The sequence below is a fragment of the Fusibacter sp. QWL-12 genome, from assembly GCF_058683495.1.
Window position 1 is genome coordinate 634973 of sequence record NZ_CM178745.1, and the last position, 25589, is coordinate 660561.

General features: G+C 35.5%; 19 protein-coding genes and 1 pseudogene. 3 read left to right on the plus strand and 17 right to left on the minus strand.

All coding sequences use genetic code 11. The features are described 5' to 3' along the window. Window positions 1-43 precede the first annotated feature (43 nt). On the minus strand, window positions 44-1669 hold the full coding sequence (hcp, locus tag AC4PID_RS03510; protein WP_492134184.1) for a hydroxylamine reductase: 1626 nt from the start codon (window positions 1667-1669) through the stop codon (window positions 44-46). Window positions 1670-2433: 764 nt separating this feature from the next. Here hcp and AC4PID_RS03515 point away from each other — a divergent pair. Both AC4PID_RS03515 and AC4PID_RS03520 read left to right on the plus strand, forming a co-directional pair. Continuing rightward, entirely contained in the window at window positions 2434-2808 is a 375-nt protein-coding gene (locus tag AC4PID_RS03515; protein ID WP_492134185.1) for a hypothetical protein, read from the plus strand. 219 nt (window positions 2809-3027) lie between these two features. Continuing rightward, window positions 3028-3798 (plus strand): type IV toxin-antitoxin system AbiEi family antitoxin domain-containing protein, encoded by a 771-nt coding sequence (locus tag AC4PID_RS03520; RefSeq protein ID WP_492134186.1) that lies wholly within the window; start codon window positions 3028-3030, stop codon window positions 3796-3798. A gap of 137 nt (window positions 3799-3935) precedes the next feature. Here AC4PID_RS03520 and mcrC read toward each other — a convergent pair whose 3' ends face one another. The 13 genes and pseudogenes from mcrC to AC4PID_RS03585 all read right to left on the minus strand — a co-directional run. Further along, complete coding sequence (mcrC, locus tag AC4PID_RS03525) at window positions 3936-4979, minus strand: 5-methylcytosine-specific restriction endonuclease system specificity protein McrC (RefSeq protein WP_492134187.1); 1044 nt, start codon at window positions 4977-4979, stop codon at window positions 3936-3938. Next, window positions 4972-7440 carry a DUF8426 domain-containing protein gene (locus tag AC4PID_RS03530; protein WP_492134188.1) on the minus strand — a complete coding sequence of 823 codons (2469 nt, stop codon included), beginning with the start codon at window positions 7438-7440 and terminating at the stop codon, window positions 4972-4974. The genes mcrC and AC4PID_RS03530 overlap by 8 nt, the downstream gene beginning before the upstream one ends. Window positions 7441-7461: 21 nt before the next feature. Beyond that, complete coding sequence (locus AC4PID_RS03535; RefSeq protein ID WP_492134189.1) at window positions 7462-8286, minus strand: ADP-ribosylglycohydrolase family protein; 825 nt, start codon at window positions 8284-8286, stop codon at window positions 7462-7464. A 4-nt stretch (window positions 8287-8290) separates the two neighbouring features. After that, on the minus strand, window positions 8291-8941 hold the full coding sequence (locus AC4PID_RS03540) for a vWA domain-containing protein (protein WP_492134190.1): 651 nt from the start codon (window positions 8939-8941) through the stop codon (window positions 8291-8293). Window positions 8942-9020: 79 nt separating this feature from the next. After that, entirely contained in the window at window positions 9021-10043 is a 1023-nt protein-coding gene (locus AC4PID_RS03545) for a macro domain-containing protein (RefSeq protein WP_492134191.1), read from the minus strand. Between the two features lie 31 nt (window positions 10044-10074). Next, window positions 10075-11028 carry a nucleotidyl transferase AbiEii/AbiGii toxin family protein gene (locus AC4PID_RS03550; protein ID WP_492134192.1) on the minus strand — a complete coding sequence of 318 codons (954 nt, stop codon included), beginning with the start codon at window positions 11026-11028 and terminating at the stop codon, window positions 10075-10077. Next, window positions 11015-11782 carry a type IV toxin-antitoxin system AbiEi family antitoxin domain-containing protein gene (locus AC4PID_RS03555; RefSeq protein ID WP_492134193.1) on the minus strand — a complete coding sequence of 256 codons (768 nt, stop codon included), beginning with the start codon at window positions 11780-11782 and terminating at the stop codon, window positions 11015-11017. Before AC4PID_RS03555 ends, AC4PID_RS03550 begins: the two co-directional genes overlap by 14 nt. Window positions 11783-11981: 199 nt before the next feature. Then, the gene (locus tag AC4PID_RS03560; protein WP_492134194.1) at window positions 11982-13337 is read right to left on the minus strand and encodes a DUF6884 domain-containing protein; all 1356 of its coding nucleotides are present in this window, start codon (window positions 13335-13337) and stop codon (window positions 11982-11984) included. Between the two features lie 16 nt (window positions 13338-13353). Next, window positions 13354-14649 (minus strand): MBL fold metallo-hydrolase, encoded by a 1296-nt coding sequence (locus AC4PID_RS03565; RefSeq protein ID WP_492134195.1) that lies wholly within the window; start codon window positions 14647-14649, stop codon window positions 13354-13356. Between the two features lie 23 nt (window positions 14650-14672). After that, a complete protein-coding gene (locus AC4PID_RS03570; RefSeq protein WP_492134196.1) occupies window positions 14673-15665 on the minus strand; it encodes a hypothetical protein in 993 nt (330 codons plus the stop codon). Window positions 15666-15959: 294 nt separating this feature from the next. Continuing rightward, window positions 15960-16235: a hypothetical protein gene (locus AC4PID_RS03575; RefSeq protein WP_492134197.1), complete on the minus strand. Its 276-nt coding sequence runs from the start codon at window positions 16233-16235 to the stop codon at window positions 15960-15962. 206 nt (window positions 16236-16441) lie between these two features. Further along, window positions 16442-17365 (minus strand): site-specific integrase, encoded by a 924-nt coding sequence (locus tag AC4PID_RS03580; RefSeq protein WP_492135351.1) that lies wholly within the window; start codon window positions 17363-17365, stop codon window positions 16442-16444. Window positions 17366-17449: 84 nt separating this feature from the next. Beyond that, window positions 17450-17893: pseudogene (locus tag AC4PID_RS03585) on the minus strand (restriction endonuclease subunit S domain-containing protein); the annotation flags it as partial. A 124-nt stretch (window positions 17894-18017) separates the two neighbouring features. Here AC4PID_RS03585 and AC4PID_RS03590 point away from each other — a divergent pair. Next, window positions 18018-18497 (plus strand): restriction endonuclease subunit S, encoded by a 480-nt coding sequence (locus tag AC4PID_RS03590; RefSeq protein ID WP_492134198.1) that lies wholly within the window; start codon window positions 18018-18020, stop codon window positions 18495-18497. A 36-nt stretch (window positions 18498-18533) separates the two neighbouring features. On the opposite strand, the gene AC4PID_RS03595 is transcribed toward AC4PID_RS03590, so the two are convergent. The 3 genes from AC4PID_RS03595 to AC4PID_RS03605 are packed head-to-tail and all read right to left on the minus strand — an operon-like array spanning window position 18534 to window position 25437. Then, window positions 18534-21692, minus strand: a complete 3159-nt coding sequence (locus tag AC4PID_RS03595; protein WP_492134199.1) for a type I restriction endonuclease subunit R — start codon at window positions 21690-21692, stop codon at window positions 18534-18536. 18 nt (window positions 21693-21710) lie between these two features. After that, window positions 21711-22850 (minus strand): restriction endonuclease subunit S, encoded by a 1140-nt coding sequence (locus AC4PID_RS03600; RefSeq protein ID WP_492134200.1) that lies wholly within the window; start codon window positions 22848-22850, stop codon window positions 21711-21713. A gap of 1 nt (window position 22851) precedes the next feature. Next, window positions 22852-25437, minus strand: a complete 2586-nt coding sequence (locus AC4PID_RS03605; protein ID WP_492134201.1) for a type I restriction-modification system subunit M — start codon at window positions 25435-25437, stop codon at window positions 22852-22854. Window positions 25438-25589 lie beyond the last annotated feature (152 nt).

The following is a 25589-nucleotide window of genomic DNA, read 5'->3' on the forward strand; positions in this document are numbered from 1 at the left end:
CGTAGAAGAAGCAGCCTATTTTTAGGCTGCTTCAATCATTCATTTACATAAAAAGTTTTATATCATCCTCTACTGTTCCAATCCCTGCGATTCCAAAATTTTCAACCAATACGTTTGCAACGTTTGGCGATAAGAAGCCCGGTAATGTTGGACCAAGGTGAATATTCTTAACACCTAGATAAAGTAGTGCGAGTAATACAATAACAGCTTTTTGTTCATACCACGCGATGTTGAATTCAATTGGCAACTCATTGATGTCATCTAGAGCAAATACCTCTTTAAGTTTAAGCGCAATGAGAGCCAATGAATACGAGTCATTACATTGACCTGCATCTAGTACTCTAGGAATGCCACCAATGTCACCAAGTGGTAGTTTGTTGTATCTGTATTTCGCACATCCAGCTGTCAAAATAACCGTATCTTTTGGTAATTTTTCAGCAAATTCAGTATAATATTCTCTTGATTTCATGCGTCCATCACAGCCTGCCATGACAAAGAATTTCTTGATAGCGCCAGATTTAACCGCATCAACCACTTTATCAGCCAGTGCGAATACTTGTTCATGTGCAAATCCACCTACAATCGAACCTGTTTCAATTTCAGTAGGCGAAGGCAAACCCTTTGCAAGTTCAATAACTGAAGAAAAATCTTTATTTCCATTTTCATCTGCACAGATATGGTTGCAACCTGGGAATCCTGCAGCACCTGTTGTGAAGATGCGATTTCTGATTTCTTCTGTTCTTGGTGGTACGATACAGTTCGTCGTGAACAAAATAGGTCCATTAAATGGCCCGAATTCATCCACTTGACGCCACCATGAGCCACCATAATTGCCCACTAAGTTATCATATTTTTTAAACAGTGGGTAATAGTGTGCTGGCAACATCTCACTGTGCGTGTAGATATCAACGCCAGTTCCTTTAGTTTGCTCAAGCAATTGCTCAAGGTCTGTTAAATCATGACCTGAAATTAAGATTGCAGGATTTTTCTGAACGCCAATATTTACATTTGTAATTTCTGGATTGCCATATTTGGATGTGTTTGCACCATCTAATAATGCCATTGCTGCAACGCCAAACTCACCAGTTTTTAATGTCAATGCAACCAAGTCGTTCACAGATAGCGAATCGTCAAGCGTTGCGCATAAAGCTTCATAGATAAATTTGTTAATCTCGTGATTTTCTTTACCGATGTTTAAAGCGTGATGCGTATAAGCAGCCATACCTTTTAACCCGTAAATAACAAGTTCTCTTAAAGATCTCACATCTTCATTTTCAGTGGCTAACACGCCAACTGAAGATGCTTTTTCTAACATGGAGGTACGATCTGACACCGTAAAAGTTGCTGCATCGCTTAAATGTAAGCCATTTGTTTTTGCCTTCAAACCATCACGGATTTGGATATTCTTTTGGATTTGTTTTTCTATTGCATTTTCATCAAAGTTTGCATTTGTAATGGTAATAAATAAGCTTTTTAATACTTGATGATTTGCTTCATTCAAATTTTCTACTTGTAATGCGCCTTTGATGATAATTTCTGAGATTCCCTTGCAACTGTAAATCAATAAATCTTGTAATTTAGCGACTTCTTCGTTTTTACCGCAAACACCTTTAATCGTACAGCCAGTGTTCTTTGCAGTTTCTTGACATTGATAACAGAACATACTCATAAACATACCCCCATATAGAATAATTTGAAAATCAAATTAATTATACTATTATGAGAATGTTTTAACAACTTATTTTTGAGTAAAGCTGAAAATAAAAAGAACAAAAGTATCGTATTACATTTTGTATATACAAATTCATAGATTATTTGAAATGAAATCAGGTACAAGAATAATGACAGCAATTCCAATTGTTAAAGGAGGCCGCATACGGTGATTACAAGAAAATTGTTCGTAAATTTTGGTCAACTGATGTTGGTCGTATTGTTGTTAATTTTCCCTTAGTCTACTCAGGACGTGACCGTGAAGCTCACCACTTCCAGTGTGACAATCAACAACCAAGATGTTTCATTTATGGCATACAACATTGAAGGATCTAATTATTTTTAATTGCGAGATATACTGTGAATTGGGATGGGGCTAACAACGTCATTTCGCTAGACACTGTCGGACACTATCCTGAATTGAATGCCATGAAAATAGGCATTTATTCTGGCAAGTAAATGATAAAAATCTAGAGTTTGATTTTGGACAATGGATTTGGGAAGGTCATTCATTGATAGTGGAAACACTTTACAAACTTGACTATTACAATCAATGGCTTGAGCAACCAGATTATGATTTAAAGGCCTATTGGGGCAAAGACCATGTAAACGGAGTAATGTCTGATGGAAATAAATAAAGCGGCGCAGGCCGTAATATGGTGGATGATTGCGCGACAAAAGCGCTAATTATGATGACTTCAGTTTAAAGTCATAACTCTGGCTATGACTACATGGCAGGAAAAGCTTAGATTTAGCATTGATACGGTTATAGCTAAGCAACCATATGCCTTTGACGCTCTATTAAGTCAGCTCGAATCCATGTCATACGAAATCAGAAAAAGAAATACGCACTTTTTTAAAGCACCCGGTCAAAAGCGATTTACAAGTTTGGATGCTCTTGGTGTCGGTTATTCTGAAGCGGAACTTAAAGCAGTCGTTTCTGGTAAGGCTATCCATCCTCCAAAAGCAGTGCAAAAAAACAACCGAAACACGACAAAGTTAAACCTGATTTTAGATCTTCAGTCTAGACTTCAACAAACAAAAGGACCTGCTTATGAACGCTGGGCAAAAGTTTTTAATCTTAAGCAAATGGCTTAAACCATCAATTTCCTTACATTAAAAATCTTAACGAACTGAAAAAGCATCTGTTCAACTATTCAAAAACAGCAAAAGATGCATTCAGTGCTTTTGAAGGCGGCAAATTGCCTTCCATCAAAATGATCAATGAGGAAATAAACCGAATATCCATTCCTTATTTTGCGCGTAACATTGGATAAAAGGAATATTTTGTGCGATAATAGATATGGAGGTGTTGTGATGAAATATATAGACAAGCTACTTGAGTTGGGTTGTTTTTCGCGAAATGATGTTGTTGAACTCATTGGAAATGAAAAAGCAGCGCACTCAATACTAAATGATTATGTCAAAAACGGCTATATTGATCGAATTCGAAGAAATTTATATGCAGCAATCAGCCTGGAAACGAAGCAACCTGTCGCTAACCGGTTTTTAATAGCAACTCATATTGCTGAGGATGCATATATTTCTCATCACAGTGCATTTGAATACTATGGTTATGCTAATCAAGTTTTTCACGAGGTATTTGTATCGACAACTAGCAGATTCACTGATTTTTCTTTTGATGGCATTACCTTTACCAGGTTTTCTCCGAAAATTGACTCTGGAGTAATTACAAGTAATACAGGAATCAGAGTCACAGATCTTGAAAGAACTGTCATTGATAGTATCTATTCTTTTGAGAAAATTGGTGGTTTGGAGGAGCTACTCCGTTGTCTGTTATTGGTCCCTGCACTACGAACTGATAAGCTGATAACCTATCTTGATGAATACGGGCAGGCGAATTTATATCAAAAATCTGGCTTCTTGCTCACAGAATTCTCAGAACAATTAGGCATCACAAAACCATTTTTTGATTACTGCAGAAGCAAAATTCCAAAATCAAAAAGTTACCTGTATTCCGAAAAAGATACCCTTTCAAAGCAATTTGTTCTACATAAGGATTGGATGATTTTCGCCCCTGAAAATATTAGATCAATCCTCAGTAAGGGGGTTAATCTAAATGCCTGAGTGGAACAAGTTATTGTTGGGGAAACAAGCTAAAGAACTTGGTTTTGTCCGAGATATCATGCATTAAATGCCCAATATAACTTATAATTTTCGATTGATCAAACTCTTTGATTCCGTAAATAAATCAAATCATTAATTTACTTTGCACTTTCAATTATAATCTGCGCGATTTCATCCAATTGAGCCTCAATACTAGAAAAATCACAATCCAGATTCAATGTTCTAACATAGATGGTGTTACCACTCATTTCATACTTTTCATTCGGTGTGATTGCTTCATCCGTTTTTGCGTATAAAAGCATACCTTTAACTTTGTTCAGATTGCCTTGGTCTTTATTTTTAACATATGTGAAAATCTGATATAAGTTGTTAGAAAGAATTGTCTTTTGATCACTAAACTGATTGGATTGCATCGATTTGCCATAATACTTGGCATCAATAATCATGGTCATCCCATTGTACTCAATGGTGACATCGGACTTCATTTGGGGTAGTAAAGCAATCATGCCATCATCTGTTTGCCAATCAATAAACGATGCAGATACCTTAAACTGAGAATAATGCTTTCTAAAATATTCAAGTAAAAACTTCTCGTATAACCTACTCATTTGTTGATCATCGACGAAGCGTTTTAGCTTTAAAGCACTACCCTTTTCAGACATTATCAAGCCATCAGCAATAAAATAGCAGATGTTCATCAAGAATCTATAACTTGTATTGTTACCATGAAATCTCAGATTTTTCCATGGCACTTTTTTTAAATCAATGTAGCTTACATCGCCTAGATATTGCATGCAACGCTTAAGATTCTTCTTGTGAACCATACCTACCTCTTCTGATCGACAGAGGAGGTAAGCCGTACTTTTCAAAATTTGATTCATCATGATGTCTAAAGTGTACTCATCGTACTCACATAGTACCTGTTTCTTCAACATCAATTGTTTTGAAATTGTAGAAGAGACATTTATTTTTCCTCTTGGCGACTTCAAGTTATCAGTCATAATTTTGTAGTCTTTATGCATGCCACGTTTGATCTGATCATTCAATCCTCTTGCGAGTATAGCTGCTAATAAATCTATAGCATTATCAAAAGTTTCAGTGCCTAAATGCTTACGTTCTTCTGCTTTTAATTCTCTGAATGCATAAGAGAGCATATAATAAATATTTTCAATTTTAATCATTCACGATACCTACCAATAGCTTTTCCCAGTAAAGTATCTTATCAGGTTCATCAAACCAATACTCTCTTAATAATGGCATGAGCTCATACTTCACTATACTTTGTAACCATTCATCGTTGACTTCCTTTTCTGGGCAAAGATAACTATGTCCAATTTTGAACCCTGATCCTAGAGACTCATCATTTTCAATTGCCAGATTTAGCTGCTGTAGGGCATTTACTAATTGTTCGTACTTTTCATTACCTGCAGTAATAACCATTGCTTTAAAGCCATTTGATTCAAAAGCCGGTTCCATGTCGAAAAATGCAAATCGTCTTCTAAGTGCATAATCAATTAAAGCAAGACCTCTATCAGCTGTATTCATCATTCCGATTATATGAACGTTTTTAGGCACAGTAAATCTTTCATTTGAGTAGAGTAATCTCAAATGTTCGTTTCTCTTATCACTTTCAATAAGCATCAAAAGCTCACCAAAGATTTTACTTAAATTTCCGCGATTGATTTCATCGATGATGAAGAAATAGTCGCGTTCATCGTCTTCTGCACTCTTACAGAATTTATAAAAGGGGCCTTCTACTAGTTTAAATCCCTTTTCCGATGGTCTAAATCCTATTATAAAGTCCTCATAACTGTAACTCTGATGAAACTGAATCATCATTACACGAGTTGGATCTATTTCTCCCATTATAGCGTATGCAAGTCTTTTAGCTGCAAACGTTTTTCCTACCCCAGGAGGCCCTTGTAAAATAACATTTTTTTTAGTTTTTATCAGGTGTTTCAGAGTATGAAACTGGTCGGCATCCATAAAGACATCTGTTAAAAAGTCAACCTCTGAATAAAGTGTATTTGGTATTTTTTTATCTTCCTCGGTCGCAAATTCATCGATTTCCAAAAGCGCAATCAATTTTTCGACATATTCTGTATAGTCAGTGATATCCGTAAGTGTCTTAACGGGAGCATCTCCAGGATGATCCCACTGGTCTTTATGCGTCCAGTTGACTTTTCTCGTATGTTTATACTCATCACGGCTATCATCGAAAATATAATCTGAAGTCACAACACCACAGCCAATAATTTGTGTCCTTCCTTTTTTAACAAAAACTATATCACCAATATTAATAACCTTAGAAAACTGCCAAGTTGCATGAACAGCATTCTTAAATGATCCATTTGTGCCTTCATGTAATTTGATCTTTGTTCTAACAGCTTCCTTATCAGGATAGCCACGCAAATCTCCAAGATAATCCCAACCAAGTCCCATAATTCCATTTTGATAAAACTCTTCCCACTTATAGGACTGCTCACCTGGAGCGTATATCCAGTATCGCTTCACGCTTTCTGATGAAGATCCGATGGATATACTGCTTTCCTCAGAAATCTTCTTCTCTTTTTGTTGAGCTGCTTCACGTTTAAATATTTCACCGGCCAAATTGACATCCATTTTTGCTTCCCAACCTGCTTCAGTCAGTGTCCACACACCACGCTCCGATTTATCTATTAATCCTTCATAGACTAAATAATTACGTGCAAAAGCAAGCTCGTTATCAAATTTCTTAGTTTGTGTTTTCCCTCTGCGCTCATTAATGACGTCGTCCGATAAGTTTAAATCCTTCGCAATTTGGTCCCTTACTTCAACTGGCGTAGCCTTACCGCCTAACTTTTTCAACGCTTCTAATAGCGGTTCAAACCACTTTAGAAAACTAGCTTTAGATACGATATCATGCATGGATAAGTCTTTTGTTAACTGCCAAGATCCGTATGAAAATTCTGGAAAAGACTTACTGCCGAATTTATCATCTTGGAATTTAATCTTAAACATTTCAACAATTTCAAGGTATTCCTCTCCTGTAGGCATTTTCTTCAAACTTGGAATTTTTCCCTCAAAATAAGACTGATTAACTGAATCGATTGAACTTCTGTTTCTTTGATCTAAGTTAATATAATCAAATGGAGCGATCCAAAATAAACCCATCGTTAAGTTCCAGAAAACACCCTTCTGTTTTACGACTTCATCGAATGCAATACAAAAAGCTTCTTTAGTATTTTGGTTCTTAAATTTTGCGTGATTAAGAGCAGCGTCAAACATTTCCCAAAGGTTATCAATGTCATTTACACCACGGTCTTTTTGAAATTGAAAAAACATTGAATTGATATTATTAAGAACCGGGATACCATTAAAATCTTCTGGTACAGGCGAAACTAAATTAAACTGCTTCTTAAATGCTAAGAGTAAGTTAATTCTAGTCGAATCAGTTATGCCACGGTTAAATGTTCCAAATACAGTAAAGGGACATATATCATTAAGTGGAATACCGTTTCCCTCGCTCAAATAAGATCTGACTCCAGCTTCCTCAAAAACTTCATTCAAAATTTTCAGTAATTCAGTCCTATCATTTTTGAAATTAATCAGTTTAAGAGCAAGTTCTGTGTAAATCGCTGTCCATGTAAACTGTTTTCTCATTCTTAGATATCCTCCGATTTTTTATTTGATTGAATTGAATTCATGATAAATTTCTAATAACTCACCCTCCAAATACCCCAAAGCCTTCTCCAACATTACATCCGGTACACCATAATACGCTTCAGCGATGCTCCCGGCTATAGCCGCAAGTGTATCGCTGTCACCACCGAGTGAAATGGCATTGCGAATCGTCTCTTCAAATGACTCCGCTTCAAGAAAAGCCTGAATTGCCTGTGGCACTGTTTCTTGGCATGTTTCATTAAACCTATAAGCTGTTCTAATATCATCAAGACAGAAATCCAAGTTATAATACTGATCACTAACAACTTTTCGCATCTCATCTTTACCATGACCCGTCCTAGCCAAGTAGATGGCCATGGCGGTTGCTTCTGCACCTTTCATGCCTTCCACATGATTGTGGCTGACACCCGTTATCACTTTTGACAATGCTATTAATTCCTCTTCACTCGCAGCAATTGTAGCCACGGGGCTGATTCGCATCGCAGCTCCATTGCCATAGCTATCATAAGGTTTAGGATTCTCACTGAAAATCCACTGCCCAAAACGTCCTCCATACCCACAGTTAGGATACTTTCTACCAATCGTCTGTATATATAAAACCGTATTTTCAGCCAATCTATCAAAATAGTCTTTACTTAATCTAAAACCATCTTCACCGTTCTTAAACGTTCTTTCAGTTTCCATTAAAGCCTTTGCAACAGCAAGCGTCATAATGGAATCATCTGTCACAAAGCATTCATCCGTAAACAATTCAAAGTCTTTTGATTTATGATTATCAAACTCAAACCTCGAGCCAACTATATCCCCAATAATTGCACCAATCATAGTATTACCGCCTTTTCCTAGAGTCAAAGTCTCTATCAATTCGGTCTTTCCATCCTTTTTCAATCGCACGTTTCGAGCGAACCATACTAACGGTTTCACTAATTACTTCATAATTGAGCTGTGTGCCGTTGCTATCCGCATGGTAATTTGCAGCTCTATCTTCTCCGATGCCAAATCGCTTTGCCGTTTCTATGGCGTCAATATTGGCGCCTAGAAAGATAAATTCCCAGCCGTATCTTTCTTTCTGACGGTCAATCATCCTTTTGATTTGGTCATAGGTGTACTCGATACTGGCATTTTCCATGCCGTCTGTAATGATGACGAACATGACTTTTTCAGCACGCTCAGATTCTGAAGCATACTTCTGGACATTGCCCATTTTGTGAATCGTTTTTCCGATGGCATCTAGTAATGCCGTGGAACCTCTTACATAATATTCTTTCTCTGTTATCATCGATACCTTTTCTAGATCATAACGATCATGAAGCAGCTCGACCTTATCGTCAAACAAAACTGTGGTGATGTGTGCTTCGCCTTCCTCCGTTTTCTGTTTCGCTAATACACTGTTGAACCCGCTGATGGTGTCGCTTTCCAGGCCATTCATCGATCCGCTTCTGTCCATGATAAAAACCAGTTCTGTTAATCCTTTTTTCATGATGCATCCTCCATTCATCTATTTGATGTTTTAAGGATACATCTTTTTACGCTTACTAAGGTAACCTGTCAATTGACTTTTAATAGCCCAATAATTTTTCGTTGTAGTGGAAAAGAACCGCATTGATTTCATTGACATCATAGCGCTTTGATTCGAGAAAATAACTGATGATCACATCAAAGTAATTGCTATTAGACAAAGCAAATCCAGACTTGAGCAATAGATCTTTCGTTTCATCCAGATTAAGCTGTAAAGCAATCGCAAACGCCACCGCAGTCTGTTTGGTTGGGGTATACTGATTATTGTTTCTGATTTTAGAAAATGTCTGCTTGGTTACATTGGCTTTTTTATAGACGTCAGGATCCTTTAGGCCACGTTCATCAATCAGTCGCAATAACATCTCAGCAAACGTTTCATCCATGCGCTTGATGACATCATCCAGCGACTGTTGCTTTGGTGAATAGGGTACTGAATAAGCGATCTCTCGTCTCTCGGTTTCCCTATATCGATTTGAAAATTTGTGTTCCTCTATGTAATGATCATCGATGTAGGATTCCACGGAAGCATATAAAGCTTCAGAAAGTTGATAGGCCTTCTTATCGAAGACGACCAAATAGACCGTCATCTCATTAAAAAGCAGAAATTCCCCGATGGAACTAATGGCGACACTCAGCGCAATGTCCTTCGGATAGCCATAAGCACCTGACGCAATGAGTGGAAAAGCAACGCTCTCAAAGCCTCGTTCTTTTGCGAGCGCCAGCGCATTTTTATAGCAGCTTTTTAAAACCTCTTCCTCACCACTATTGCCATCTTTCCATATCGGGCCAACTGTATGGATGATGAAGCCTGCAGGGAGGTTAAACGCCTCTGTTAAAGCACACTTTCCCGGTGCCAATGGGCCCATTTTGGCTGTTTCATCTCGCAAACGTGGTCCTTCAATTTTATGAATCATGCCATCCACACCCGCAACGCCGTACATTTCAGAATTAGTTGGATTGACGATAGCATCAACGTGCATTTTAGTTATGTCGTTTCTTACGATTTCAAATAGCATAGTTTCACCTTTCTTACTTGAATAATCTTCACCAACTCGATATTTCACCTTCATTATTCTTAAAAACTCTTATTAAATATCAATCCTTTTTTAACTGCCCCACCTTCCATCTAGCCATAGGATGATTCGCAATATTATCCAAAATTCTCTTGTCCTCAAATAATAAATCTGGGCAGTACTCACCATTACTGAACCTGCTAATGAATGCCCTCTCTTTGTCAGTTATCTTCATTAAATCGCTGACAAATTCTCTTACCTCCTCCAACGAATCTTTTAAGATAAACACTTCACCCTTTTTTAGAACTGGGACTAATTCCCTTAAAATGCTGTTTTGGTTCAGTTTATTTGCAGCTTTCAAATCAAACTCACCGTTTATTATGTCGCTAGTCAAAACATGATAAAATATGACGGATTTCCTTAACGCATTCATAGACTCCTTGAACATGTCACTTTTAACAAGTTTGTATACATCATAGAGATCTCTAGCTGCTGCACGATTGTTCAATGCATTAATTTTACTACCGTAAATCTCAATACTATTAAGTGCATTAACTGGATTTTCCATACCAAATGCCTTTGGCAGAACCAATCGTCTCTCCACATCATATAGATGTGCCCTCATAGCGTAATTGATATCAAACTTAATATTATCTTTACTTCCACCAGAATTATTGTATGTGAAATAATAAGAATCCAAGATAAAGGATTGCCTGTCGCTCTTCTTCCTCAAATACCCTTGCTCTTCCATAAACTTAAAAATCTTATCGCTTATTGCTTCACGATCCATTTTCATGACATCAACACTAGCATTTATCGTATAGTCCAAATCTATATCCACCGATAATCTTGGAAGATTAAATTCAAGCAAATTAATGGCTGTTCCGCCTTTTAAAGCTAGACGGTCTTTAAGTAAATCATCTGTATTAAGAAATTCTAAGACATCCATTAATCGTAGGACTTTTTCATAGGTATCTCTATTAAATCCACTTTCAGCAGCCATTTTACTCAAATACTTTTTATCATATAAAATCATCCGGTTCTCCTTGTCCGCCGCTTTTCAATGTATACTCTACTGGTATTACCAAATTCCAACGATCATTAAATCTACCTTCACGTCCCTCCAGTAAATATCGCACACTGCTTCCTGATTTGGCTCTACACATTTCATAAAAATCATCATCAAGCTTTTCGCCCACATAATAATTTTCAAGAAAATATCCTATTTTTTGATAGAGCACTTTTTTATCATACAGATCTAAATACTTTATGAGTTTTTCTACATCAAGTCTGTCTAGGCTTTCTGTGATATTAATGAGTTCTTCGACACCACCAATTTTTGAAACAAGATTCACACTATCAATATAGGTTCTCTCTACATCAGTAACCTTAATCCCTTCAGTGTTCCTAACTTCAATAACACCATCATCAAAATCAGATTTTATAAACTTGTAAGTTATCCCCATAAATTCGAATGTATTAAACCTTTTGCTTGATGAAACATATACTATATTATAAACCTGATTCGCCATTCCATGTAGCTCAAACGCTGTATGATAAGCCACATATGAGCCTTCATTAATTGCTGTAGCTATTTGATATTTATTAGCTATTACGTCACCGGTGGTTAAGTCTATGCATGTATATAAATCCTTTCGGATCCTCACAAGATAGTTCTTCTTAAGCCATCGACTAATTAACGAAGTAGAAGTACTTTCATTTCCAGTAATGGCTGTCACATCACTTAATGAAAAAGTTATTTTTTTGGATAAACGTTCGTATTCTTTCATATCACTTCACTTCTTTCTTGATATTGCTTACTTTAAAGCATTATCTAACTATTTTTAAAGTTACTTTAATTGTACACTAATATTGCTTCATTTCAAGCATGTTTAAGTTGTTTTTAAAGTAATACTAAAGAACTAGCGCTAAAAGCCTCCATTGAATCAATAACGCGATTTCAATTGGCATTAGGTCACTTTCTCCATTTTATAAAAAATATCTAATCATAATTGTTGAACTCTTTCCACTTGGTGTTGTCTTTAGCACTATATCTTTGTCACCCATTACACCATACATGGCTGCACATACAGATGGCAGCTTATTTGATAACTTAAGTTGTCGATGGATATCACCAGATACTAAGTCAATATAATCAAGACCCTTAGATTTTGCGTCTTCCTTTACGTTAGTTATAAAAAGTCGGATTTCATTGGTTTTATTAGATATCTTGGCGCTAAAATACACATTCTCACTGATCTTTTTGATAACTGCTTTTGGCTTTATCTTAGTATCACTCTGTACACTAAAAACATCTCCACAACCAATCCTATTTATTTCATCAAAGGTCAACGACCTCCCCTGTAACCCCTGAGTATTCCATAGTCCACTATCTGTGATTTCAGGTTTTGGACTAGAAAGTCCCAACCAATTTAAGGATGGATAAAAATCTTCTGAATGATTCAAGGTCGCGATTAATCCTTCTTCAATTTCCAGGCGCACTTGTTTCGTATCCACCTTAATACAAGCGAACGTAATATGATTCTTAAGATAATCAGACACGTTATTTTCAATAGTTTTCATTTCATCCAGTAGATCATTATCAATAATATATTGTCTTATTTCAGGTTTAGAGCCATCTAATGCCCAAATGGTTTCAAATGGATCATTCTCTTTATGAAGTAAAGCCAGACCTATATTTTTTCTAAGAATACTCCCATCTTTGTTCCTGCGCAGGAAATGGTCTTTGAGCCTACTTTTTAAACGTCCATCAGCCTTATGAGTACCTATTCGCACAATTCTATTTGTTTCTTCAAAATATTCATCTGTTTCAAACATAATGTAGATTCCATTCTCAAATGGAATGTCATCAATTTTCGACCAATCATAGCGGGGTATGTCATTAAATAGTCTATGTAATCTGACACATTTTGATTCATTATTAAGTTCTCTAAGTTTTGGAATCCATCTGCCCATAGACAATCCTTCAAGTGGTAATTCAACATGGTTTAACTCGGGCAATAAAAACTCATTATAAACTCGCCCTGCAAGAATTAAGAACGCGTCCTGCTTCAAATCATGTATTTCAGACAACTTGAATAGTACTTTTTCAGACCAGGCTTTGCGCTCATCAACGGACTTTCCATTCAAAGTTTCATTATACGGTTCAATGATTTCGTTTTCGTGTAGAAGACCATGTTTGGCAGATAAAACATAGACCAAATCTGAATTTTTCTTTGCATAATCATAAGCTAATTTAAATCTTGGACTAGGAGAATACATGTCAGATGCTCGACAAGAACTGTCCATTTTTCTACTTGTACAGGAAATTAATGCTATCTTCATAACGCCTCCCATCATCTCACACATCAAACGCCACACCATCTTCACTCAAGAACACATTATTCGCAAACGTTAAAATTTCTTCCGGTTTCATCGTATGAATCGGCACTACTCTTTTAGGATTCAATTCATCAATGAGCTGCTTAATATCAGTCACTGAAGCATGCCCGCTTGTATGCATTGTATCGATACTAAAGTTCAAATTCAGAAGCTCACTTTCAAACCCCTGCTGATATTCTGAAATTCGGTACCCACTCCACAGTGAGTAGAAAAAAACACCATTCTTCAGCTTACTGCTTTTTAAATCCGCAAGCATCGATGGACGACAAATCATAACAACCTTGTTTTGGATCTGCTCTAGTTGCTGTCTTGAAATTCTATATGCAGAGAATCGTCTCGCATAATTTTCGCCAATTTCATTAAATATCTTTTTCGTTAATCGATATGGAAAAAACACTTTGATATTAGGATAATCCGTTGAAGGATAAGGCAAATTATTGCCTAACTGACGTAGCTCATGTAAAACGTTTGCCGTATAAACATCCACGACGAAAATCCGATTGAGTTTTATTGAAGCCCTGTAAAACGTCACCAAACGGTCTATATTCTGTCCAGAGGATTGAAACAATAATGGCCCATCAACGTCTCTCATCCCTTGAACAATCATGTTTTCAAGTTCATCTTCACTCAAGTATTTTTGTTCTGTTCTACCTAAAACCGTACCTTCAACCAATAAAATATCCGCTCTTTTCTTAGCATTCTTAATGAACTTTTCAAAGCAAATAGATTTACGACCATGAGCACGAAAATCTCCGGAGTAAATAACCGTCTTCCCACCCGTTTGGATTTCAAATGCTGCCGCATCGAACGCAGAGTGATCCATTAGGTAGGGCTTAATTCTAATGTCACCAACACAAAAATTCTTATAAAACTCAAACGCATTGATATTCAAATCAAAGGCTTCAGCGATCTTAAAGTGTTGAGATAATCTAATTAGCGCATCTGTTCCCTTTGACATATATACTGGAATTTCAGGATTGATATACTTGAGCAATCCAAAATGATCGGTATGAGCATGCGATATGATTACCGCATCAAAAGACTTATGGTCCCAATAATAAAGTCCTGATATTGAAGGCAACACCCCTAAAGATAGGAGTTCTTCATTACTCAATGTTTGAAAATCCTGATTGATGGCATCACCATTAAGAAACAAAGGGTACCCCGCATCGAGTAGAATTCGAGTAGAAGAAGTTTTTATTTCAATGAAAGTGCCCCCGATTTCTTTCGCACCTCTGTAAATAGTAATCTTCAAATCGCCCTCCACATTTATGGCGTTTATAAGCTTGTAATCACTTTATCGATTCTATTGTCTGATTCTTCAAAATAGACATACTGAAGTCTAATCAGATCTCCCATAATGTCAAATTCAATGTCTTTAAATGAATAGTCATTGCAAGCACTAGAAGGCATAACACAAGCTGCAAACAAAACCAATCGCTCCGGGATCTCACTATTGAATCCAAATAATCGCCACCATTTATATCCACTTGTACTTCTGAGTAGCCGTCTAATAAATGTCGCATAGGCTACCGCTTGCTTGACTGCATCTTTTGGAGGTTCTTTCCTAGTATTTTCATCTTTTAATTCCATAATACAAAGTTTGGTATTTCGTCCTCCAGTGCCTGTTCTTGCAAATAAATCGATACCGCCACCGCTTATACCCGAATATTTTATTCTCTTATGATTGCTGGCACTAATAGGTGTTGGCATCGAAAATCTTACTTTTTCAATCAAAACTGGTTTAACGTAAGGCAGTACTTTATTTTCTTTTTTCGAAAGTTCAGTCAACCACAAGCTTTCTAATCGATGCTCTTCATTTCTCTTATTACTATCCGCTTTAATCCGTAAAGCCTGTCGATCTTTATAAAATTTCCTGAATGTAGTCGCTTCCGGACTGGTCCAATCCACATTTTTCAATTTGATCGGACACTCAAAATCTCTTAAGTTTGTCTCATCAAAATTTGACGTACTCAGTTTATGTATACCATTCAGATGTCCTGTCAGCCGCGCAACATTTTGACCTAGATATCGAACATCAAAGGTCACAGAGCTAACCGCTTGTTTAATCGAAGTCGTATGAATATAAATTTTGAGCGGTGACCATTCCCTGAATTGACCACGAATTTTGTTGATTAACTCTAATTTTGAAATCATTACATCCGCATAGGAATCATACCTTGCTATCCATTCAGTATTAGAATCCAGTAACTGCTGTGTTTCATTAATGACAGCATTAAATTCATTGAGTAGGTTCTCATTTGGGGACATAAATACCTTCTTTCATATCCGAACTATGGACATTTTGAATATTTAAACGCCACTGACCCTCAGCATTCCTCACTCGAATAATTTCTTTAGGAATCTAAAAATATCAAACGATGTCCTATTATAGACTTTATTATAAGCATACTTTTTAGGATTCCTAATCCAGCCATAACCTAGTGGCATTTTAATACCCGCACGATGAACAACTTGTCTATTGATACTTGTCCGCGCTGAGATTCTCTTTCTCAAGCTGGGCTTTCTAAATCCAAATTTCATGATTGCCTCCAAATTACCTTTCTACTTTGCATTCTGAAGTAGATAAGTTGCTCTTGCTTTAATATGATCATCGACTCTAGCTTGAATTACAATTCTTAGTGCATCTTTTTCAAGACCACGTTCAAAAATCCTATTTGCACAATTGATTCTTGTTCTGGATCCATTGATTGAATATTTCCGAGGCAGTTTCTCAATTTTTTCATCCGTTGATAATTTGCTTGAAGAAAAAATATCATAGTACTCCACAAAAACTGATTTACCTATAGAATTTAATAATCTCATCAAGTCAGCACTCATTTATTTCCTCCGTATTTATGTATTGCTCCGCAATAACCCGTCAGGATTATTACGGAAATTCGCAAGTGTATATACACTTGCATTGCTTGCCAATAATTATTCTTATTCAACACAACTGTTAATTCCATTATACATATAATCAACTCATTAAAACAAGCTCATCTCATTATTCGAAAATTATTATAGCGTAAGCCACTTTGAAAATATTAAAGCGCTGCTAAAGATCGCATTACCAAATCTACATCCTTATTCTCTAATTCTTGAATAATGTGCAAATATGTTCTTTGTGTGGTATTGATGCTTGAATGTCCCAATCTTCTTGCGACACTTGCTGTGGATACTCCAGTAAATAATAATAAGGATGCATGAGTATGCCTCAGTCCATGGACTGAAATAATCGGCAAGTTATTCTTTTTGCACATTCGTCCTAAAATATCATTTATTGTTGAGTTATACACTTTTCCGTCTACAAAGATAGGTTGATCTTGTGGTAAATTCTTTATCAACTCAGAAAATCGGATGACCGTCTGCCAATCTATTTGTATTTTTCTGTTTGACGATCTATTTTTAGTTGGCATAAATCCTCCGTTTCCCTTGTAATCCCATGTTTTGCAAACTATAATCGTTTGATTTCTCAGATCAAAATCATCAGGTGTTAAAGCTAACGCTTCAGAGAATCTCATTCCTGTCTTTGCTACAAGTAGTATTAAATAATCCCAACTAATCTTTTCTTTTAAGTGAAGTGATGATATCAATGTTTGAAGTTGAAATTGATTTAAATACTTCACTTTCTTAACACGTGGCACTTTCCCTTTAATGATTGCCTTTCGTGTTGGATCGCGATCAATTAAGCCTTCATCAACTGCATCTAAGATAGCGCCTTTTAGATGATGATGAAAGTCCATAACGGTTTGTTTTTCATGACACTCAGCATACTCATTTAATAATTGCTGGTACATGATTCGATCCAACTCTTCAATTCTCAAATTAGGAATAAGTTTAGTAATCCATTTATGTGTCATTAAATACTTACTCATTGTAACTTTTCTAACTGCTCCTTTTTTATAAACATCAATCCATTTTGCGTAGTAATCACAGAATTTGCTTTGATTATTCATTTGATTCTGCATAATTTCCTCCTCTTTTGGGCAAAATGGCTTACGCTGATGAAGGGTGATAAGGTTGTCGAGGTTTGATAAAAATTCACCAATTTTTCTTTGTTCACCTACATCTTGTGGTAACATAACTGGTGTTTTTTTACCTGAATCAATTGTATATGTTCCTACGGTTCCGATTCCCGCAGAATCATTTATAAATTGCTGAACTGCTTGTGATGTAAATATGTGATAAAAAAAGTGATCGTCAATTTTACTTCCATTTTGAAACCAAATAATATTTCCATCCTTGAAATATACGGGTTTTTCATCTTTTATTAGCATTGGAACTCCTATAGTTCCAACTCCTGTTACAAGCAAATCACCTACTTTGACTTTTCCAGATGTTGCCGAATATTCATCATATTTTTCTTGTGAAATAAATAATAAATCTGACGCTTCTTCACCCTTTGACTCTGAAACAATATCTCTTGCCCTTAAAAATCTAACACCAGTTGTAGTCCAATCAGACTGATGAATTCTCTTTACAGAAGTAACATTCATCAATTCCCCCAACTTACGCTGTTCCCAATCGTAAGTGATTTAAATTCAGTATAAGTAGAATTCTAAAATCTATGCCTAGAGTCATTCTTGGGAACAGCGTAAGCTTGGAAGAAACGCATCATTTTTGAAGGGACAAGGATATTCCAAGAAAGATTTAATTGAAAACGGTGTTCCAATTATTCTTTATGGAAGACTTTATACTAATTTCGAAACGACTATAAGAGAAGTTAGTACATTTGTTGAAGGTTCATCAAATTCAATTATAAGCAAGGGAAACGAAGTTATTGTTCCAGCATCTGGCGAAACTGCTGAAGATATTGCTAGAGCCTCAGCAGTTGAAAAATCTGGCATAATCCTCGGTGGAGATTTAAATATCATCTATCCAGAAGAGAATATTGACTCTACTTTTTTAGCTTTATCAATATCTAATGGTCAAGCTCAGAGAGAACTTTCATCAAAAGCACAAGGAAAATCTGTAGTTCATTTAAGGAATCCAGATCTTAAGGATTTGGAATTATATTTCCCAACAATTGATGAGCAAAAAAAGATTAGCACTTATTTCGATAAAGTTGATAAGCTTATCACCCTTCATCAGCGTAAGTAAAAAGGAGAACTAATTTGATTAGCTCTCCCCCCTTTTTTACTCTTCATACTTCTTGTTTTGTTCCAACTCATCAATGTCAAAACCACCATTAATGATAAAATCTTTTAACAACTTGTCTATCTTAATATTAAGCCTAAACATTGGTATTTCTTTTCCTTCAACTTGTTCGAAATATTTTTTGGCTTTTTCTCGATCCACAGTACTTTTTAAATCATCAAATCGTCCATACTCATTAATGTTTGATTCACCTACACTTGTATTCAAAAGATTCTCCAATTTAGAAATTTCTAAACCAAAAGCATATTGAAGTTTTATTATTTGTTCGTTTTTTGCCCGATATTGATATTCAGTGATGTACTCTCTAAAAGATTTATCTGGTGCAATAACAACTTCGCCTCTTCGGATGTCATTTATAAAAATATTAGCGTACTTTTGCTCTTCTTGTGTTAATGATGCAAAAGATTTATGTAGCTCATCCAGTGTTAATTGTAGTTGTTCTGGGTCAACATAATCGTGTTGTAAGATTTTTAGAAACTTCTCAAATCTTGAGTTCATATAGTCTGTGTCGATTTTACCTGTGTCGATTTCAATCAAATAGCCTTCAATTTCAAATGGAATATCTTGATCTCCATCTCCAGGCTTTTGATCAAATAGCTCTTTATATCTCAATGCCAATACTAGATACACTTCTTCATCAAAGTCCATCTTTATAGTTTTATTTTGTTCTTCAAATATATACGTTTCTTGAGTCCACTTAAAGCCCTGAATCTTAGCCGCATCAAGATGGTTGTTAAGTAGTCTGAACATTTTAGCAAATTTTCCGCGTTCACTTAAATCATCAGGAAGCTTAACAAAATCTTTAACATTTGCTAATTTGAACAATTCTGATATTTCTACAAATACTTGATTCATTTTTTCTAAATTATAATCCAAATGTTCCACAAACAGACCATAAGGTTTATCTCCAGAATAAAGTGCAAAGGCTTGTTCAATATTTCTTTCCATACTATGTGGATAGCGATAATAGCGTATCGTGCCAAATGGTTTGTCTTGATCGAATAGCCGATTAGTACGTGAAAAGGCTTGAATTATATTTTCATACTTTAACACCTTATCCAAATAAAGTGTATTTACCCATTTAGAATCGAAACCGGTTAGCATCTGATCCACTACAATCAAAAGATCCAGTTGTTTTTCTGGTGTAATTGATATTCGTTCATATGGCCTTTTATGCGCCAAGCGTGAAGAAATGTCTTTCTTGAATTTTCCATGAGTTGCGAATGTAAAGTCTTGTTCAAAGCATTCATTGTAATCTTGAATAATCTCAAGTAGACCATCAGATTTAAATTTTACTGACCCATTATTGTCAATGTTAGGATCAAAAAGAGCAGTTACTTTCAAATCAGGTTTAAGTTCTTTAAAAATACGATAATACTCTATTGCTTCTGCTATGCTGCTAGTTGCAAAAATGCCATGAAACTTTGAAGCGTGACTTAACATATTCCAATTTGTAATGATATCCTTAACGACCATTTCTTGATGTGTTTTAGTTTCATATTGCGAAATAGGTATAAAATCTTCTATGCCTTTTACATATTGACCACTTTTATCTACATAGCCCGCCATTGGAACTTTTGAAGAGTTCATATAATAATAGTATTTCTCAGACTTGATAGGGTCACTAATCGCTTCTATTTCGGTTCCTGCATTGACGATTTTTAAAGCCACTTTTTTTCTTAAATCAGTATCCTTATATGTCATAACTCTATATGAATCAAATCCAAGAACATTTTTATCTCTTATACCATCAGCGATGCTGTATCGATGCAACTCACTACCAAAAACTGTTGACGTCGTATTATTCTTTTTTTGGTTTTCTTTATGGATAGGTGTGCCAGTAAACCCGAAAAAAATCGCCTCTGAAAATGTTAGTTTAATTGTAATCAACATGTCGCCAAAAGTTGAACGATGCGCCTCATCAACAATAAATACAACACGTTTGGATTTCATAATTTCAATATCAGCTGCGTTTAAGCCACCCTCTTCGTCTTTAATATTACTCATTTTTTGAATAGATGTCACAATGAGAGTATCAGCAGGATTCTTGCTCTTAAGTTTTGATATCAGCGCACGTGTATCTTCAGTAGCTTGTACCTCCTCACTATCTTCTGCAAAAGCACGATATTCATGCAATGACTGTGTTCCAAGTTCAATTCTATCCATCAAGAAAATAACTTTATCCGCGTCTTTAGAATTTGCAATAAGTTGTGCCGACTTAAAACTCGTCATGGTTTTTCCAGACCCTGTCGTATGCCAAACATAACCACCTAATAATGTTTTATTACTCCATTCAACTTTTGAAACTCTATCAGAAATTGCATTTGCAGCATAGTATTGATAGCTTCTCATGACTTTTAGAATGCCATCTGAATTATCCGCAACAGTGTAAAATCCAATCAATTGATGTGCCATTGGAATTGATAAGAGTCTCTCTGTAATGTCTTTCCAATCGTTTTGTGGTTCATTATTAAAATCAGCCCAATGAAAGTAATAATTTTTATTGAATTTTCCATCTGGTCCTGGATTAGCAAAATAAACCGTTTCATCGGGTTGCATTGCCACAAAAACTTGAACCAAAGAAAATATTCCGGAAAATATGCCTTCTTGCGCATATTTTTCAATTTGATGATAAGCTTGGCTGACGGGTATACCACTTTTTTTAACTTCAACATGGATTACAGGCATGCCATTGATCAATAACATCAAATCACCACGACGATCGTTAAGAATTTTTGACTTGGATTTAAATTTTGGCTGCTGTGCAATTTGGTATCTACTTTGTCCCGCCGCTATCTCAAGTCGATCATATATTTTCAAACTTATTTCTTTTCCAAGATGCAATGGATCAATCGGATTATCTCGTTTGATTGAAACAGTCTTTCCGTTTATGAATCCATTCAGTTTCAAAGGACTTCTAAGTTCTAAAACTTGTTCCATAATTTGTTGCATCTCTGTATCAGTTAAAGGTGCATCGTTTAGGCGATCTATACCGCGATTGTTCTCAAAGAGTATTTGAGCCCAATTTTGCAAAAGCTCTTCCTCGGTTGGATACATAAGTACATGGTTTTCCCAACCTTTATTTTTCAAAGAGGCAATAACTGCTGCTTCAAATTCAGATTCACTATTAAATATCATTTTGTATTGCCTCCTTTGCTATATAAACATTTTTTCTAAGCATGCCTTCTTGATATTATTTAGTTTATCTAACTTACGCTGATGAAGGGTGATAAGGTTGTCAATTCGGGTAAAATATGCGCCAACAACTTTCTGCTCATTCTCTTTTGGCACAATAACATCGATTTCATTTATTGCAGTTTTGGATAAGCTCGGCACTCCTGTGGATTCGTCTTTTTTCTTCCAGTCAATATTTTGGAAAAGATCAAAGACAAAATCCAAGTCATAATTTTCTCTTGGAACAGCATAAAATAGCGTATCTACAGTCCAAAATGGTGCTTTTAAAATGTAGGGCTTATCTATTGTGCCTTTTCTCCCAATACCGATTGCATCTTCTTTATAGGAGAGTGCTTCATTAACACTCAGCATGTATCCACCGGTTCCGTAAACGGGAATATCCCCCTCGGATAGATGTTTGTAATCTTTTCCACCACGAACATCGACTATTTCCCATAACTTACGCAGTTCCCAAGCGTCAGTAAATCCATTAAAACGAATTTCAGGAGTGTTTTGACCATTTTGAGGAAACATTTTTTCTAACATCGCTTTTTTTATGTTCTTAATTTTTAAAAGCTTACGCTGATGAAGGGTGATAAGGTTGTCTATTTCTTGAAAATACTTTCCAATTTGTTTCTGTTCTTCACAACTCGGAAAGTAAAAATCAAGTGTAGTAAAGTCTTCAAAACTTATACTACGACCATCACGAATTCCATAAGTTATTAGCTCAAGTCTTCTAATGAATTCTTCTGAATTAAAAATGTATTTCCAAAAATAATCATAGTGATTTTCTTGCTCTTGGAAGTCTAAAACTGTGTATGCTGGCGATGTTATGCCTTCTACTGCTGAATGAGCAAATCCACCTTGAAACGATCTCAAATGAATAACAAATTGACCTGGTAGTACCCTTTTATATCCAATTTCATTTCTAATATCATGATGTATATTGATGCCTGTATCAGTTCTATTTATCATTCCAAATTCTTGTGAGGCAGACAATACTGTAAGCTCAGGATGTCCTTTATCAGCTATAGTTTTGAATATAATTTTTGCCTTACGCTGTTCCCAAGCTTCATTAAAACCTTTAAATCTAATGGCAGGTATTTTTCTGTTTTCAGCCATTTTATTTGCCTCCCAATAGCAGTTTTAATTCTGCCAATCCCTTCAAATCAGACTCACTTCCTGTCAAATCATCCAACATTTTTGAAAGTAAACCTTCTGTTTTCTTTATTTCATCTTCCACATCAGAAAATGTTGTAACATACTTGTCAGCCAATGCCTGGACTTTTGATTCTAAATATTCTAAAATCTCATCTGGCAATCGATTTAGTCCGTTCAAAATTGGTTCAATCCATTTTTTATTCAGAATTGAGTCAACCTGATCATTTGTCAAACTCTCAATAGTTTTTTTCGTCAGCAGGTGAAGTTTTTCTGAATCCAATTTGATCAAACCTTTTAGTTCCTTTTCTTCATCTAAAAGTGTTACCATCTTCAATAGTTTAAACTCAGAACTTTCTTCCGAAAAATCAGAAACAATATTATTCTTAAGAATATCTTTTACAATTTTAGTCAAAGGTCCTGTTAAAAATGCAGTGCTATCTTCATTGAGGACATCCGATAATTCGTCTTTTTCGTCCTCAGTTAACGAATCAATTATTTCTTGCTGTTCAGATGAAATTGTTTGTAGACGCGTTTCCATCTCATTAAGAGCATTTTTTTCGGTAACTAACAAAGTTTCTTGAACCAAATCAAACGGTAAAATTCTTCCAACCCAACCCTCTTGAACTTCAATATCTTTTCCATTCTTCTTCTTTGAAACCATGTATGGATCAACTTGCTTTATTGATTTATGACCTTCAGTTTGAATCATTTCAAGATCAACACTAATTTTAGTCCACTCGTCATGAAGAAGTTGATATGCCTTGTACTCATCGATGAGTGGAACGGAATTAAGTCGATTAAAGACTTCAAGTCCTATCATCGTTTCACCACTTGATATCTTTAAGGCATCCATTTTTTCAATTAGTTGAGCATATAACAATTTGTCGAAATTCTCAAATGCTTTATCGAATTGATCTTTGAACTTTAATATTGTGTGATGATTCTTTATAACTTCTCTCAAATTTTCGTTAACAACATCCATATGTTCATCTGAAATTTCAACAAACAATGATTGCTTTAATCCTGGAAACGCCTCCCAAAACTTATCAAGTTCATTTATTTCTTTCTTTGGGATACCACCAAACATAGAAGCATAAATATCCCAGCTTTCCGGAATTTCAGACGAATCTACATACCTTGGTATGTTTAGATTGTAATCATTGATTCTGATTTCATCTCTTGTCACAACTTTTGAAAATTTTTGAATATTCTTACGCTGCGTGACAGCATCTGTTATTCGCTTAATATCAGATGCCTGAAGCATATTGTTCTTTCCCACTTTAATGAAGTTTTTTGATGCATCAACAATTAAAACATCAGTGTTTTCTCTTTTTTGCTTAAGTACCATGATTATTGTCGGGATTCCAGTACCAAAAAATATATTTGATGGAAGCCCAATAACTGCATCTATATGATTATTCTCAATTAAGTTTTTACGAATAGTGCCTTCTTCACCTCCACGGAACAATACACCATGTGGTAAAACGATAGTCATAATTCCGTCTGGTTTAATATGATATAAATCATGAAGTAAAAAAGCATAATCTGCCTTTCCCTTTGGAGCTAATCCGAATCTTGCATAACGTGGATCAGACCCTTTGTCCTCAGGTTCCCAATTTTGTGAATAGGGCGGATTCGATACCACCGCATCTACATAAAGGGGATTGTAAGATCCAATGGGATCATTTTCGTCAAAATACGGCCAGTCATCTTCTAATGTATCCCCATTACGTGTAAGTATATTTGAAGGTAAAATTCCGCGCATAATTAAATTCATTCGAGTCAGATTATAAGTATTCTGTTTGAGCTCTTGCGCAAAGTATTTGATATTATTTTCATCGTCAATATGTTTGGCAACACAATTACCAATGTTTATTAGCAAACTACCCGATCCACTTGTTGGATCATAAATTTGAATTTCTTTGCGATCTTTAAGATGATCCGCAACAATTTCACTCATAAGCAATGATACTTCATGTGGTGTGTAGAATTCTCCTGCTTTTTTTCCAGCATTTGCTGCAAAATTTGAAATCAAATACTCATAGATAAAACCTAAGACATCGTAGTCCTGTTTTCCATCCATTGGAATATCTTTAATCAACTGAAGTAAATCACTGATTGCTTTCGTTTGAGACGCCGAATTTTCACCTAACTTTGATAATCCAGTTTGAAGAGTTTCAAAGATACCATCAAATACTTTTTTATAATTACCGTCAATTAATCTACTAAATGCTGATAATGCGTCACGCACATTGGAAACATCAAAGTCTTTTCCCATAGCAAGCCAAGTAGAAAACAAATCTTTGTAGGCAATAAAATAACCAATATTACCTTGTATGTACTTAACACTCTCTTGATCCTCTTCACTTAAGGATTTAATATCGTGATGCGTTGCACCTTCATTATGCATGAATCTGACTTCTTTGTCAGATAGATATTTATAAAATATGAATCCTAAAATGTAGTCCTTGTATTCATTTGCCTCAATTTTTGAACGCATTTTATTTGCGGATTCCCATATTTTGTTTGCTAGTTTTTGCTTGTTCACAATTTCCTCCAAAATCACTATTTATTTTTCAGTCTTAGTATGACTAATGATACTTTAACCTTATTCATCGAATTACCAATATTACCAATTCCCATATTCATTGTACCAAATTTAATCATAATCCTGTACAACTTTAACAAATATATCTTCAT

Excerpts from the sequence above, each read along its gene's own strand:
- AC4PID_RS03550 (WP_492134192.1), bottom strand. The coding sequence starts at position 11,028 with ATGATTTTATATGATAAAAAGTATTTGAGTAAAATGGCTGCTGAAAGT.
- AC4PID_RS03580 (WP_492135351.1), bottom strand. The coding sequence starts at position 17,365 with ATGCAGAATCAAATGAATAATCAAAGCAAATTCTGTGATTACTACGCA.
- AC4PID_RS03560 (WP_492134194.1), bottom strand. The coding sequence starts at position 13,337 with ATGAAGATAGCATTAATTTCCTGTACAAGTAGAAAAATGGACAGTTCT.
- AC4PID_RS03600 (WP_492134200.1), bottom strand. The coding sequence starts at position 22,850 with ATGGCTGAAAACAGAAAAATACCTGCCATTAGATTTAAAGGTTTTAAT.
- AC4PID_RS03535 (WP_492134189.1), bottom strand. The coding sequence starts at position 8,286 with ATGATTGGTGCAATTATTGGGGATATAGTTGGCTCGAGGTTTGAGTTT.
- hcp (WP_492134184.1), bottom strand. The coding sequence starts at position 1,669 with ATGAGTATGTTCTGTTATCAATGTCAAGAAACTGCAAAGAACACTGGC.
- mcrC (WP_492134187.1), bottom strand. The coding sequence starts at position 4,979 with ATGATTAAAATTGAAAATATTTATTATATGCTCTCTTATGCATTCAGA.
- AC4PID_RS03540 (WP_492134190.1), bottom strand. The coding sequence starts at position 8,941 with ATGAAAAAAGGATTAACAGAACTGGTTTTTATCATGGACAGAAGCGGA.
- AC4PID_RS03570 (WP_492134196.1), bottom strand. The coding sequence starts at position 15,665 with ATGTCCCCAAATGAGAACCTACTCAATGAATTTAATGCTGTCATTAAT.
- AC4PID_RS03520 (WP_492134186.1), top strand. The coding sequence starts at position 3,028 with ATGAAATATATAGACAAGCTACTTGAGTTGGGTTGTTTTTCGCGAAAT.
- AC4PID_RS03555 (WP_492134193.1), bottom strand. The coding sequence starts at position 11,782 with ATGAAAGAATACGAACGTTTATCCAAAAAAATAACTTTTTCATTAAGT.
- AC4PID_RS03530 (WP_492134188.1), bottom strand. The coding sequence starts at position 7,440 with ATGAGAAAACAGTTTACATGGACAGCGATTTACACAGAACTTGCTCTT.
- AC4PID_RS03515 (WP_492134185.1), top strand. The coding sequence starts at position 2,434 with ATGACTACATGGCAGGAAAAGCTTAGATTTAGCATTGATACGGTTATA.
- AC4PID_RS03575 (WP_492134197.1), bottom strand. The coding sequence starts at position 16,235 with ATGAGTGCTGACTTGATGAGATTATTAAATTCTATAGGTAAATCAGTT.
- AC4PID_RS03595 (WP_492134199.1), bottom strand. The coding sequence starts at position 21,692 with ATGATATTTAATAGTGAATCTGAATTTGAAGCAGCAGTTATTGCCTCT.